The sequence below is a fragment of the Cellulosimicrobium sp. BMG9.22 genome (assembly GCF_059159975.1).
Genome location: NZ_JBZGBY010000001.1, coordinates 326,841 through 339,208 on the forward strand (window position 1 = coordinate 326,841; position 12,368 = coordinate 339,208).

At 72.0% G+C, this 12,368-nt stretch carries 12 protein-coding genes; 6 read left to right on the forward strand and 6 right to left on the reverse strand.

What is annotated here, in order from left to right:
- Positions 1 to 124: 124 nt before the first annotated feature.
- The 3 genes from AC4H2H_RS01505 to AC4H2H_RS01515 all read left to right on the forward strand — a co-directional run bounded on the left by AC4H2H_RS01505 (position 125) and on the right by AC4H2H_RS01515 (position 2,157).
- Positions 125 to 712 (forward strand): RNA polymerase sigma factor, encoded by a 588-nt coding sequence (locus AC4H2H_RS01505; protein WP_494369115.1) that lies wholly within the window; start codon positions 125 to 127, stop codon positions 710 to 712.
- Positions 696 to 1,487, forward strand: a complete 792-nt coding sequence (locus AC4H2H_RS01510) for an anti-sigma factor (RefSeq protein ID WP_494369047.1) — start codon at positions 696 to 698, stop codon at positions 1,485 to 1,487. Before AC4H2H_RS01505 ends, AC4H2H_RS01510 begins: the two co-directional genes overlap by 17 nt.
- A gap of 118 nt (positions 1,488 to 1,605) precedes the next feature.
- Positions 1,606 to 2,157, forward strand: a complete 552-nt coding sequence (locus tag AC4H2H_RS01515; RefSeq protein ID WP_494369048.1) for a hypothetical protein — start codon at positions 1,606 to 1,608, stop codon at positions 2,155 to 2,157.
- A gap of 14 nt (positions 2,158 to 2,171) precedes the next feature.
- Here AC4H2H_RS01515 and AC4H2H_RS01520 read toward each other — a convergent pair whose 3' ends face one another.
- The 3 genes from AC4H2H_RS01520 to AC4H2H_RS01530 form a co-directional block, all read right to left on the reverse strand.
- Positions 2,172 to 2,744, reverse strand: a complete 573-nt coding sequence (locus AC4H2H_RS01520; RefSeq protein WP_494369049.1) for a hypothetical protein — start codon at positions 2,742 to 2,744, stop codon at positions 2,172 to 2,174.
- A gap of 212 nt (positions 2,745 to 2,956) precedes the next feature.
- On the reverse strand, positions 2,957 to 3,331 hold the full coding sequence (locus AC4H2H_RS01525; protein WP_494369050.1) for a hypothetical protein: 375 nt from the start codon (positions 3,329 to 3,331) through the stop codon (positions 2,957 to 2,959).
- 95 nt (positions 3,332 to 3,426) lie between these two features.
- The gene (locus AC4H2H_RS01530; protein ID WP_494369051.1) at positions 3,427 to 4,350 is read right to left on the reverse strand and encodes an RNA polymerase sigma-70 factor; all 924 of its coding nucleotides are present in this window, start codon (positions 4,348 to 4,350) and stop codon (positions 3,427 to 3,429) included.
- A gap of 87 nt (positions 4,351 to 4,437) precedes the next feature.
- Here AC4H2H_RS01530 and AC4H2H_RS01535 point away from each other — a divergent pair, with 87 nt between their 5' ends.
- Positions 4,438 to 5,382 carry an NAD-dependent epimerase/dehydratase family protein gene (locus AC4H2H_RS01535; RefSeq protein ID WP_494369052.1) on the forward strand — a complete coding sequence of 315 codons (945 nt, stop codon included), beginning with the start codon at positions 4,438 to 4,440 and terminating at the stop codon, positions 5,380 to 5,382.
- 501 nt (positions 5,383 to 5,883) lie between these two features.
- Here AC4H2H_RS01535 and AC4H2H_RS01540 read toward each other — a convergent pair.
- The 3 genes from AC4H2H_RS01540 to AC4H2H_RS01550 all read right to left on the reverse strand — a co-directional run bounded on the left by AC4H2H_RS01540 (position 5,884) and on the right by AC4H2H_RS01550 (position 9,862).
- A complete protein-coding gene (locus AC4H2H_RS01540) occupies positions 5,884 to 6,408 on the reverse strand; it encodes a P-loop nucleotide/nucleoside kinase family protein (protein WP_494369053.1) in 525 nt (174 codons plus the stop codon).
- A 261-nt stretch (positions 6,409 to 6,669) separates the two neighbouring features.
- Positions 6,670 to 8,610, reverse strand: coding sequence for a glycoside hydrolase family 2 protein (locus AC4H2H_RS01545; RefSeq protein WP_494369054.1), 1,941 nt, complete (start codon positions 8,608 to 8,610; stop codon positions 6,670 to 6,672).
- 118 nt (positions 8,611 to 8,728) lie between these two features.
- Positions 8,729 to 9,862, reverse strand: coding sequence for a LacI family DNA-binding transcriptional regulator (locus AC4H2H_RS01550; protein WP_494369055.1), 1,134 nt, complete (start codon positions 9,860 to 9,862; stop codon positions 8,729 to 8,731).
- Between the two features lie 107 nt (positions 9,863 to 9,969).
- Between AC4H2H_RS01550 and AC4H2H_RS01555 the strand changes: the two genes are divergently transcribed.
- Positions 9,970 to 11,370, forward strand: coding sequence for an ABC transporter substrate-binding protein (locus AC4H2H_RS01555; RefSeq protein ID WP_494369056.1), 1,401 nt, complete (start codon positions 9,970 to 9,972; stop codon positions 11,368 to 11,370).
- A gap of 17 nt (positions 11,371 to 11,387) precedes the next feature.
- Positions 11,388 to 12,368 carry a carbohydrate ABC transporter permease gene (locus AC4H2H_RS01560; RefSeq protein ID WP_494369057.1) on the forward strand — a complete coding sequence of 327 codons (981 nt, stop codon included), beginning with the start codon at positions 11,388 to 11,390 and terminating at the stop codon, positions 12,366 to 12,368.

The window sequence follows — 12,368 nt, forward strand, 5'->3', positions numbered from 1 at the left end:
CGGCCCGACACGGACCGGACGGACGCACCCCGGACGGGCAGGACCTGGCCGGTGCGCCTACGATCGCTGCTACCCGCTCGCCGCTGCCGCCAGGGCGGCCGGCGCCGACCCCCGAGGACGCACTCTGAACCCCACCGACACCGGGACCCCCGACCCGGACCTGTGGCGTCTCGGTCGCGACTTCGCCGACGGTGACGAGCAGGCGCTCGCCGAGGCGTACCGGCGGTGGTCCGCGCTCGTGCACACGATCGCGATCCGCTCGCTCGGGGCGCGCGCCGACGCCGAGGACGTGACCCAGCAGGTGTTCGTCGCCGCCTGGCGCGGCCGGTCCCGGTTCGACCCCGACCGCGCGCGCCTGCCTGCATGGCTCGTCGGGATCACGCGGCACACGGTCGCGGACGCGCACGAGGCCCGCTCCCGGGTCCGGCGGTCGGAGCACGCCGCCGCGGCGTCCGCTCCGAACCCAGGACGGACGGTGCACGAGGACGCCGACGTCGGGCGCGTCGCGGACCGCGTGCTCCTGAGCGACGAGCTGCGGCGGCTCGGCGACCCGGGGCGCACGATCCTCGAGCTCGCGTTCTTCCGTGACCTGACGCACGTGCAGATCGCGGAGGAGCTGGACCTGCCGCTCGGTACGGTCAAGTCCCACGTACGACGAAGCCTGATCAGGCTGCGCGACCGGTTGGAGGTGGACGGTGCAGCACATCGATGACGAGACCCTCGCGCTCCTCGCGCTCGGCGAGGACGTGCTCGACGACGCCGCGCGCGTCCACCTCGCCTCGTGCGCGGTGTGCGCCGCGACCGTCGCCGAACTCGGCAGCGTGGTCAAGGCGTTCGACGGCGCGGACGAGTCGGACGTGCTCGTGGCGCCGCCCCCCGACGTCTGGGCGCGGGTCCACGCGGACCTCGGGCTCACGCGCGTCCCCGCCACGCTCGACGCCGTCCCGGCCACGCTCGACGCCGGCCCGACCCCCGCGGCGGCACCACCGCGCGCACCCGACGAGGACAGGCCGGGCGTGGTGGTCCCGATCGCGCCGCGCCGCCGGAGCCGGTGGGTGGCGCCCGCCGCCGCGGCGTGCGCGCTGGTCGTGGGCGCGGTCGGCGGCGTGCTCTGGGAGCGCCGGGAGTCGGCACCGCCGGTACTGCCCGAGACGACGGTCGCCACGGCGACGCTCGACGCCCTGCCGGACTGGGAGGGTGCGAGCGGAGAAGCGCGCGTCGAGGAGCGTCCCGACGGCCGACGGCAGGTCGTCGTGACGGTGGACGCGCCCGCGCCCGAGGGCACCTATCGCGAGGTCTGGCTCCTCGCCGAGGACCTCAGCGGCCTCGTCAGCCTCGGCGTGCTCGAGAGCACGGAGGGCACGTTCGACCTCCCGGACGGGCTGGACCTCGCGCAGTTCCCCGTGGTCGACGTGTCGGAGGAGCCTCTCGACGGCGACCCCGCGCACTCCGGCGACTCGGTCGTGCGCGGACCGCTGGGCGTCTAGCGGCGGGTGTGAGGGAGAGGTTTGCGGTGCGGTCACAGCGGCAGTATCCCGGGACCGTTTGACGCCACCCCACGGTATTCGACCGCCGGGGCTGGTCGGTCTCTCTACGCTTCGCATCATGGAGCAGATCGTGGCGGCGTTCGAGGACGTTCAGTGGGGCACCGCTGGGGAGTGGGTCGGTGGGTTGAGCGCTCTCGCCGCGGTGCTCGTTGCGTTGTCGATCGCGCTTCGAGCGCGGACGGACCGGCAGTCGGCTGAGGCGCGCGTGACCGCGCTCGAAGAGGCGGCGGCGAAGGAGAAGCGCGAGGCGCAGGCCCGAGCGGTGGCAGCGTGGATCTTCTACCGAGAGGGCGCACCCGAGGATGAACGGGACGACCAAGGCCTACCCCCGCTCGCGGTGCGGATGCTGGCCGTCGTCAATGGATCGTCGCAGCCGATCTTCGACGTGAGGGTTCAGTACTGGGAGAAGGGCCCGAACGGGGCCCAGCGGACAGAGATCTTTGATCTTCCGGCGATTGCCCCGACCCGCAGCGAGCGCATCCGTCCTCGGGGCACCATCAGGTACGAGGGTGAGGCAGTCATCCAGTTCACGGACGCCACGGATCAGCGGTCGGAGCGGCGTGAGCGCGGCGAGCTCCGCCCGGTGAGTGAAGCCCAGGTCTGGACGTGAGGATGCCGCACGGCTCAGTGCAGGTGGAGGCCCAGGTGGTTCTGGGCTGTGCGTAGTGCAGTGTCGGTGAGCTCGATCGCTTCGTGGGACAGCACCTTGTACTCGGTACTGACCGCTTCGGCGATGGTGACCTCGGGGCCGTGGCGGTCGAGGTCGACCCAGAGGGCGTAGCACTGGAGGTCTGCGCCGTGGCGGGAAGGGTAGGCGATGCCGACCGGTAGGGATCCGTCTGCCAGGACGGTGCGTGAGAGCCACCAAGCCGCGCGGGTGGTCGCGGTTCGGCGGGGGCCGGTGAGGGTGGACACGTCGATCGACAGCGGCCTGTCGCGCAACCAGCGCGGAGCCCATTGCTCTGCCGTTGCCCGCAGGTATGCCAGCGAGTTGCTGGAAGCGATGTCGACGACATGACCGGCGTTGAGGCGCTGGAAGGAACTCATGGTGCGGACGTCGCGCCACTGGCGGGGGACCGACCGTGTCGGCATGTGCCCAAGCCGTTCCCACTGCTGATCGACCGGTTCGGGGTCCTTGTCGTCGAACAGGTCCGCAAGCGGAAGGGGGACGAATTCGGCGTAGGCGAGGGCTTCCATGTAGGCGCCGACTCGGTTCGCGGCTCCTTACAGGGTGGCCCAGCCGCGCAGGTCGAACCGGCTCCAGGCCTTGTTCGGTGGACCTGATCGTGGAGGCGGATTCAAGGGCCCGTAGGACGTCTTATGAACCCGCCACAGGACCTTCGGGATGGCGGCGACGTCAGGGAGCAGCTCGCCCGCTGCTCGCGGCTCCGCAACGGGCGAACCCTCGTTCAGTCGTGCCATGCGCCGGTGACGAAGGCTTCGGCTGCCTCAGTGACTTCCTTGGTGCGACCCTCGCGCAGCGCGAGCACCGGTGAGGTCTCACCCAGGATCGGGTTGTTCCCGAGGAACCACGTGCGTGCCACGTGGTCGGACTCGGCGTCGGCGATCACCACCCACACACGGTGGGCCGTGTAGATCCGGTCCTGGGCGCTCTGGCCCGGCTCGGTCGCCTTCGCCCACCGGTAGGGAAGCTTGCTGTCACGGCTTCCCGCGAGCGCCGCGACCGCGGTTGCGCCCAGGTGTGTGTTCAGGCGTCGCACGACCTCGTGGATGTCCATACGGATCGAGCGCGCGTGCGCGTCGACCATTGCTCCGAGAGCCATCAGGCCACCCTCCCTACCACTTGTTTTACCACCTCAGGTTACACCGATGCGAAGCATGTATCGACAGAGGTCTAGCCGGCGCTCTCCCGCCTGCGTCAGGCGTCGTGCCGCAGGAGTGCGGTCAGGTCGCCGACCGGGCCGGCGTGCCGGAGCTTGTCGGGGTTGAGCTGGTTGTGCAGCGCGACGACGTGCCCGTCGGCGACGTCGACGGACATCACGCACAGCAGGTGTCCGTCCGCGCTCCGCACGAGCAGCGCCGGCTGCCCGTTCGCCTCCCCGAGGTCGATCGCCATGTGGAGGCGCTCGCCCTGCCGCACCAGGCCCAGCAGGAACCGCGCGACGGGCACCGCGCCGACCAGCGGGGAACGGATCGCCGGGGCGCGGCCGCCGCCGTCGCCGGTGAACACGATGTCGGCGGCGAGCAGACGCTCGAGACCGACGACGTCCCCCGCCGTGACGGCGGCGACGAACAGGGCCGCCGTCCTCTCCCGGTCCGCCCGGGACGTGTCGGACCGGGGTCGACGGGCGTCGACGTGCTTCCTCGCACGCGCGAGGATCTGCCGGCAGTTCGCCTCGCTCTTGCCGACGACGGCCGCGACCGCCGGGTAGTCGTACCCGAGCGCCTCGCGCAGCACGAAGACCGCGCGCTCGACCGGGCTGAGCGACTCCAGGAGCACGAGGAACGCGGTCGACACCGTCTCGTCCATCACGACGCGGTGCGCCGGGTCGGAGTCGGCACGTTCGGCGGAGGCGAGGAGCGGCTCGGGCAGCCAGGGCCCGACGTACTGCTCCCGGCGGACCCGGGCCGAGCGGAGCGTGTCGATCGCCAGCCGAGTCGTGACCGTCGTGGCGTAGGCCTCGGGATTGTCGACGGACAGGCCGTCCGGTCCCGCGCGGTGCATCCGCAGGAACGCCTCCTGGACCACGTCCTCGGCCTCCGCCACGCTGCCCAGCATCCGGTAGGCGATGGAGAACATGAGCGGTCGGAGGTCGTCGTGGAGCTCCGCGAGGGCGGTCACGTCCCGATCCAACCACGACACCCGAGGGCAGGGGTGTCACAGGGAGGACAGCTGTCTCGTCGGACGGGAGGACGAAGGGAGAACGACATGCGAGTCTTCATCGCCGGCGCCACGGGTGCGCTGGGGACCCACCTGGTCCGCCGTCTGCTCGACGACGGGCACGAGGTGAGCGGGACGACCAGGACCTCCGAGGGTGTCGCACGGTTGGCCGCACAGGGTGCGACCGGCGTCGTCATGGACGCGCTCGACCCCGCCGACGTGCGGCGTGCGGTCCAGGACGCCCGGCCCGACGTCGTCGTGCACCAGCTCACGGCACTCGCGGCGATGACGGGCAACCCGAAGAGGTTCGACGTCGACTTCGCCACGACCAACCGCCTGCGGACGGAGGGCACCGACCACCTGCTCGCCGCCGCGCGGGCGGCCGGGGTCCGCCGGTTCGTCGCGCAGAGCTACACGACCTGGCCCAACGAGCGCACCGGAGGGTGGGTCAAGACGGAGGACGACCCCCTGGTCGACGACCCGGGCCAGGAGGGCCGGGAGTCGCTGCGGGCGATCCGCCACCTCGAGCGGGCCGTGACGCAGACCCCCGGCATCGAGGGGGTCGTGCTGCGCTACGGCAACTTCTACGGGCCGGGCAACGCGGTGTCCCGGACCGGCTCGATGAGCGAGATGGTCCGGCGGGGGCGTTTCCCGCTGGTCGGCGGCGGGACGGGGGTGTGGTCGTTCGTGCATGTCGAGGACGCGGCGGCGGCGACCGCGGCCGCCGTCGTGCGGGGCACGCCGGGCATCTACAACGTCGTCGACGACGACCCCGCCCCGGTGGCCGAGTGGCTGCCCTACCTGGCGGAGCAGCTCGGCGGCCGGCGGCCGGTGCGGCTCCCCGTGTGGCTCGCCCGGCCGATGCTGGGCGAGCTCGGGACGGCGCTCATGACCACCGTGCGCGGGTCGTCGAACGCCAAGGCCCGGCGCGAGCTCGACTGGACGCCGCGGTACGCGAGCTGGCGCGAGGGCTTCCGCACGGGCCTCGGCTGAGCCGGTACCCCTCCGCGGGTCGACCGATGAGTCGTGCGCGCCTGGGCGGTCACCCACGACCGGGGCAACCGCCCGCCGACTGCACCACCGACGAAGGGACGACATCGTGACCGCACCCGTGACCTACCGCCCGATCGAGCCCGTGACCGTCTATGCCCTGAGCGCGACGGCGCCCGGGAAGGGTCCGACGCACGTCGCCCCGGTCGTCGGGCCGCTCGTCGCACGTCTCGACGACGCGCTCACCCGTGCGGGGCGACCCCCCGGCGAACCGGCGATCTTCTGGTACGAGCCCGTCGACGGCACCGAGGAGCTCGGGGTGAACGTCTCGTACACCGCCGAGCCGGAGCCGCAGCCGGGCGACGGCTACGACGTCGTCGAGCTGCCGGGAGTCCCCGTCGCGGCGACGCTGGTCCACCGTGGCGACATGTCCGGCATCGGCGACTCCTGGTCGGAGCTGGACGACCACTGGGGGACGCAGCCACCGCCTCCGATCTTGCTGGATCACCGTTCCTCGAGACCCCTGATCAGGCGCGCGACCTCGCTGACCCGCCGAGCATCGGAGGTCTCGTCCGCATCGACGACGATCGGGTCCTCGTCGACCGGCTGCTGGAACGCCTCGGCGTGCGCGACCAGGACGTCGTCCGTGACGTCACCGCGTTCCCCGACCGCGCGGTTGGCCACCACTCTGGCACGCTGTCGCGCCAGGTCGACGTGGACCCAGACGAGGGCGAATCCTGCACCGGCCTCGGCAGCGACGTGGCGCCACCGGTCCCTGACGAACCGCGGTGACCCGGTGTCGTCGATGATCACGTCACGTCCGGCGCCGAGGGCCTCGGCAGCGCTCGTCTGCGCCAACCCGTTCGTCGTCGCCCACTCTTCGAGCGGGATGCCCTGACCACCGTCCAGCCCGCGCTCGGCATTGATGGCGTCGAGGCTGATCACCTCGGCAGACAGCTCTGACGCAAGGAGCCCCGCGAACGTGCTCTTCCCGGCGAACGACAGGCCGCACATGAGCGTCAGAGTCATGGGACTGACAGTACGAAGGTGTGGAGCCTTCACGAAGAGCAATAGTCAGTCGACGCGCCGACCACGCTCAGCGCCACCGGGTGCGCCGGCGCATCGACGACCCCCACGATCAGCCGCGCGCCACGGGTCGGGGTGCGCTCCACCCTCGCGACCTAGGAAGTCCGCGATGCGGTCCTGATGGGTCCGTGACTGTTGCTCATGCCCCCCGCACCCGCGCACGACGCGCGGGTGCGGGGAAGGGTCACGACGGGCGCTGGACCGTCATGCGTACGCAGTTGCGGTGGTGCCGTCCGAGCTGAGCGTGCCGGGTTCTTCCAGGTCCTGTGTCTCGAATGCGGCGACCTGGTCCTGGACGGCGCGCACGCGCGCGACGTCGAGCTTCTCGCTGCGGTCGAAGCGGTAGATGCCGTTCTGCTCCTGGAACACGTCCGTGAGCTGGGTGTAGCAGTAGCCGAACATGAGCGGGTCGCCGAGCAGGGCGTTCGTGAGGCCGGCGAAGCGGGCGTGGAACTCCTCCTCGTCGGCGACGCGCTGGCCGTAGCCCCAGGACTCGCCGAGCGCGTTCCCCGCTGCGGCGGCGGCCGCCTCGGGGTTCCACCAGATGCCGCCGTACTCGCTGACGAAGTACGGCTGACCGTTGTAAGGCTGCGACCAGACCGACCCGTCCTCGCGGCGGTTCTCGTACGGCGCACCGTCGGCGAGACCGCCCACGAGCTCCGCGAACCGCTCGGGGTCCTGCTCGTAGAGGTGCGAGTCCCACACGTCGGTCTCGAGGACGCGGTGCGAGTACCCGCTCGCGTCGATCACGGGCCGCGACGGGTCGGCGAGCTTGGTCGCCAGGAACATCGCGCGCGTGACGTCGTCGAGCACCGTCATGCGGTCGTGCAGGTCCTGGAACGTCTCGTTGAGCGGGCACCAGCCGACGATCGCCGGGTGCGAGTGGTCGCGCTCGAGGGCCTCGAGCCACTGCGCGACGAACGACGCCGTGGGCTGCTGGTAGTCGCCCTTGGTGCCCTGACCGGAGGCGCCCCAGTCGCCGAACTCGCCCCACACGAGATAGCCCAGGCGGTCGGCGTGGAAGAGGTACCGCTCCTCGAACACCTTCTCGTGCAGGCGCGCGCCGTTGAAGCCGGCGGCGAGCCCGAGCTCGATGTCGCGCACCAGGGCTTCGTCGGACGGCGCGGTCATGAGCGACTCCGACCAGTAGCCCTGGTCGAGCACGAGGCGCTGGAACACGGCCTCGCCGTTGATGCGCAGCGACCGGCCGTCGATCGACACGGACCGCAGGCCCGCGTACGAGCGCACCGAGTCGACGACCTCGCCCGCGGCGTCGCGGATCTCGACGAGGACGCCGTACAGGTTCGGCTCCCCCGGCCCCCACAGGCGCACGCGGTCCGCGGGCACGACGACGCGCAGCGCCGGCGCGAGGTCGAGGTCCGCCCGGGCGGTGGCACGCCCGACCTCGCCGTCGGCGTCGCTCACCGCGACGGTGACGGTGTGGCCGCGACGGTTCGCGGACAGCGGCACGACGACGTCGAACGCCGAGCTCGCGACGTCGGGCGTGATGCGCGGACGACGGGCGTGCACGGCCGGGACCGGCTCCATCCACACCGTCTGCCAGATGCCGGTGGTGCGCGTGTAGTTGCAGTGCGTGTTCGCGTACCAGGTCGCCTGCTTGCCGCGGGCCTGGACGGCGTCACGCGGGTCGCGGGCCCGCACGACGACGGTCACGGTGTCCCCGGCGCGGGCGACCCCGTGCAGGTCGGCGGTGAACGGCGTGAAGCCGCCGCGGTGGCGCACGACCTCGACTCCGTCGACCCACACCGTCGTGTCGTGGTCGACGGCCCCGAAGTGCAGGAGCACGTGGTGGTCGTCGCCGACCTCGGCCCACTCGGCCGGGATCGTCACCTCGCGGCGGTACCAAACCGCCTCGAGGAAGTCGGTGTTCTCGACGCCCGAGAGCTCGGACTCGGGCGCGAACGGGACGGTGATCGTCCCGGTCAGGGGGCGCTCGCGCAGGCCGCGCTCGAGGCCGGAATCGCCCTGGTCGATCTCGAACTCCCACTCCCCGTTGAGGTTGAGCCAGCGCTCACGGACGGCCTGGGGCCGCGGGTACTCGGGGCGCGGCGTCGTCCCGGCGGACGTGCCGGGCGTCGGTGCGCTCGGGGGGTCGAGAAGGTCGAGGGGCAGCGGCTGGGTCATGAACGTTCTCCATCGCGGTCGCCGATGATCGGTGGTCACCATGATTCAACCTCGCGCCGCCGAGAAATGCAACGTTGTACCAGCCACTCCCCGTCGACCTCCCGGAACTGGCGCGCGGTCAGACGACCGGACGCGAGCTCTCCCGCACGAGCAGCCGGTGCGGCACGACGGCGTCCGACGGCTCGCCGGGCAGGCCCTCCACCTGCGCGACGACGCGCGCGACGGCGTGCTCCGCGATCGCCCGGACGTCGGGTGCCACCGTCGTCAGCGTCGGGTTGGCGTACCGGCCGTCCTCCGTGTTGTCCCACCCGACGACGGCGACGTCCTGCGGGACCCGCACGCCGTTCGTGCGCAGGACGTGCAGCGCACCGAGTGCGAGCAGGTCGTTGGCGCACAGGATCCCGTCGACCTCGCCGAGGCGTGCCAGGACGTCCTCGACGGCACGCGCGCCCACGGCCCGGGTGAACGACGGCGCGGGCAGGACCCACTCGTCCCGCACCGACAGTCCCGCCTCGGCCAGCGCCTGCGTGAAGCCGCGCAGGCGCGGCGCCCCGGACCGCTCGGGGACTCCCGGCTCGGCGCCGAGGAACGCGAGCCGCGTCCGTCCGCTCTGGAGCAGGTGCTGGGTCGCCTCACGTGCGGCCAGCACGTTGTCGATGCTCACGTGGTCCGTGTGCACGACGCCGGCACGCGGGTCTGCGGGGCGCTCGCCGAGCAGCACCATGGGCGTGGCGCCGCGCAGCCGGTCGACCTCCGACAGGCTCAGGTCGAGCGGGGAGAACACGATCCCGTCGATGAGGCGGACGTCGAACCCGCGCGCCACCGCCTCCTCGGCGGTCCGGTCGCCGCCGGTCTCGTCGATGAAGACCCGGTAACCGCGCGCGTCCGCGGCCTCGATGACGGCGTGGGCGAGCCCGGCGAAGTAGGGCGAGGTGATCTCCGGCACGGCCAGCGCGAGGATGTTCGTGCGTCCCTGCCTCAGCTGGCGACCGGCGAGGCTCGGCCGGTACCCGAGGTCGGCGATGACGCGCTCGACCCGCTCCCGCGTCGCCTCGCCGACCCGCCCGGTCCCGTTCACGACGTTGGAGACGGTCTTCCACGACACCCCGGCTGCGGCCGCGACGTCCTTGATCCCCGGCGCCTTGGCCGGCGCCGAACGCCCTGGCACCGCGTCGGGCTCGTGCTCGGCGCCGCCCGCCGCCGCAGCATCGCTGTCCGTGCGTCGTCCGCCCACGTCATCCCTCTCGTCCATCTCTGGTCCCACCGGTCGCCCGTCGGTGCACTTGACGTCGGTAGGCAACGTAGTCCATCTTGGTTCAACGTTAGAACGCAACGTTGCACCACAGCGAGGAGTCGAGGATGACCGCGCGACGAGGACCGGGCCACCACGACCCGCTCGGCACTGCACCGCCTGGCACGTCCCGTGAGGGCACCGGCCGCCGGGGAGCGGGCCTGTCCCGTCGTGGCCTTCTCCAGGCCGCGTTGTTCGGCGCCGGAGCGGTCGCGCTGGGCGGCACCCTCTCGGGGTGTGCACCCAGCGCGAGCGCCGGCGACCGCACGCTGGTGCGCATCTGGGACCTGTTCTCCGGCGCGGACGGTGAGCGCATGCAGTCCATGCAGGCCGCCGCGCTGCGCGCGAACCCGGACGTGTCGATCGAGTCCGTGACCCTGGCATGGGGTTCGGCCTACTACACGAAGCTCGCCATGGCCTCGTCGGGCGGTCGCCCCCCGGAGGCCGCGGTCATGCACATGTCGCGCCTCGCGGGCTACGCGCCCGGTGGCCTGCTCGAACCGTTCGACCTCGGTGCGCTCGCCGACCTCGGGATCCGCGAGGAGAACTTCGCGCCCGCGGTCTGGGAGCGCGCGACCTATGACGGCGAGCTGTACGCGCTCCCCCTCGACACGCACCCGTTCATCACGTTCTACGACCCCGAGATCGCGGGCCAGGCGGGGCTGGTCGGGGGTGACGGCCTCCTCACCGAGCTCTCGTCGACCGACGCGTTCCTCGACGCCGGCCGCGCGATGGCCGAGGTCACCGGCGACACGGGGATGGCGTTCGGGTACCTGCTCGACACGGCGCAGTCGTGGCGGCTCTTCTGGGGCCTGTACGCGCAGACCGGCGCGGGCTTCGACCTCACCCCCGGCCGCGCCGCCGAGCTCGACGAGGGTGCCGCGACCGAGGTCGTCGAGTTCATGCAGGCGATGCTCGACGGCACCGTGGCCCCGCCGAACCAGGACTACCCCGGTGCCATCGCGAGCTTCGTCACCGGCCGGTCGGGCCTCATCGTCTCCGGCGAGTGGGAGCTGCCCGCGTTCCAGGCGGCGATCCCCGACGTCGGCGGTGCCCCGTTCCCGACGCTGTTCGGCACACCCGCGAACTACGCGGACTCGCACGCGTTCGTGCTGCCCCGCCAGGGCACGCCCGACCCGGCACGCCGCGACGCCACGTACAGGGTCCTGGCCAACCTCCTCGCCGAGGGCAGCATCACGTGGGCGGGCGCCGGGCACATCCCCGCGTACCAGCCGGTGCTCTCCCAGCCCGAGTACGACGAGCTGTCCCCCCAGCGCGACTACGCGCCGGCCGGCGACATCGTCGTGCTCGACCCGCCCGTGTGGTTCGCGGGGGCCGGGAGCGACTTTCAGGCGCGCATGTGCGACGCCATGTCCAACGCGCTCCAGGGCCGGGCGAAGGCGACGAGCGCGGTCGACGGGATGCTGCGCGAGATGAACCGCTTCCTCGAGACCCCCAACCCGGCCTGAGACGAGAGAGGACGACGATGACCGTCTCCAGCACCCCGGGTGTCGGGGCCTCACGGCCGGCCGCACCCACCACCGACGCACGGGCCGCGACGCGCCCCACAGCCACGCGCCCCGCACCCGACCGCCCTCGTGGCACCCTGCGCTCGCGCGACCGCTCGGGCTACCTGTTCGTGGCGCCGTCCGCCCTCGCGGGGGCCCTGTTCCTCGGCTGGCCGATCGTGTCCGGCCTGTGGACGAGCCTGACGAACCGCAGCCTCACCGGCTCGGGCAACGAGCTCATCGGTCTCGCCAACTACGCCGAGGCGTTCTCGGACCCGCAGGTGTGGCAGACGCTGTGGCACACCGTGATCTTCACCGTCCTGTCGACCGTCCCGCTCGTCGTGGTCGGCCTCGTCATGGCGCTGCTCGTGCACACCGGCCTGCCGGGCCAGTGGCTGTGGCGCACGTCGTTCTTCGCGTCCTACCTGCTGCCGGTGGCCGTCGTGACGGCGATCTTCGCGTGGGTCTTCCAGCCCGACATCGGCCTGTTCAACACGTGGCTCGGCAACCTCGGGATCGCGCCGGTCGGCTGGCTCACCGAGGGGGGCGTCGCGATGCTCTCGATCGCGCTGGTCACCGTCTGGTGGACGGTCGGGTTCAACTTCCTGCTCTACCTCGCCGCCCTCCAGGGCATCCCCGGGACGCTCTACGAGGCAGCGACGATCGACGGCGCAGGCGGGTGGCGCCGGCTCTTCTCGATCACGCTGCCCCAGCTGAAGCGCGTCACGGGCGTCATCCTCGTGCTCCAGCTCCTCGCGTCGCTCAAGGTCTTCGACCAGGTCTACCTGCTCACCGCGGGCGGACCGAACGGCAGCACGCGGCCGATCCTCGAGTACATCTACGACACCGGGTTCACGAACTACCGCCTCGGCTACGCGTCGGCGATCTCGTACGTCTTCTTCGCGATCATCCTGATCTTCACCCTCGTCCGGCTCCTGCCGAACCGGAAGGAGCGCTGA

What these genes read in the sequence shown, in the direction of transcription:
- AC4H2H_RS01550 (WP_494369055.1), bottom strand. Translation starts at nt 9,862, where the DNA reads ATGGACGAGAGGGATGACGTGGGCGGACGACGCACGGACAGCGATGCT.
- AC4H2H_RS01560 (WP_494369057.1), top strand. Translation starts at nt 11,388, where the DNA reads ATGACCGTCTCCAGCACCCCGGGTGTCGGGGCCTCACGGCCGGCCGCA.
- AC4H2H_RS01555 (WP_494369056.1), top strand. Translation starts at nt 9,970, where the DNA reads ATGACCGCGCGACGAGGACCGGGCCACCACGACCCGCTCGGCACTGCA.
- AC4H2H_RS01545 (WP_494369054.1), bottom strand. Translation starts at nt 8,610, where the DNA reads ATGACCCAGCCGCTGCCCCTCGACCTTCTCGACCCCCCGAGCGCACCG.
- AC4H2H_RS01515 (WP_494369048.1), top strand. Translation starts at nt 1,606, where the DNA reads ATGGAGCAGATCGTGGCGGCGTTCGAGGACGTTCAGTGGGGCACCGCT.
- AC4H2H_RS01535 (WP_494369052.1), top strand. Translation starts at nt 4,438, where the DNA reads ATGCGAGTCTTCATCGCCGGCGCCACGGGTGCGCTGGGGACCCACCTG.
- AC4H2H_RS01540 (WP_494369053.1), bottom strand. Translation starts at nt 6,408, where the DNA reads ATGACTCTGACGCTCATGTGCGGCCTGTCGTTCGCCGGGAAGAGCACG.
- AC4H2H_RS01520 (WP_494369049.1), bottom strand. Translation starts at nt 2,744, where the DNA reads ATGGAAGCCCTCGCCTACGCCGAATTCGTCCCCCTTCCGCTTGCGGAC.
- AC4H2H_RS01525 (WP_494369050.1), bottom strand. Translation starts at nt 3,331, where the DNA reads ATGGCTCTCGGAGCAATGGTCGACGCGCACGCGCGCTCGATCCGTATG.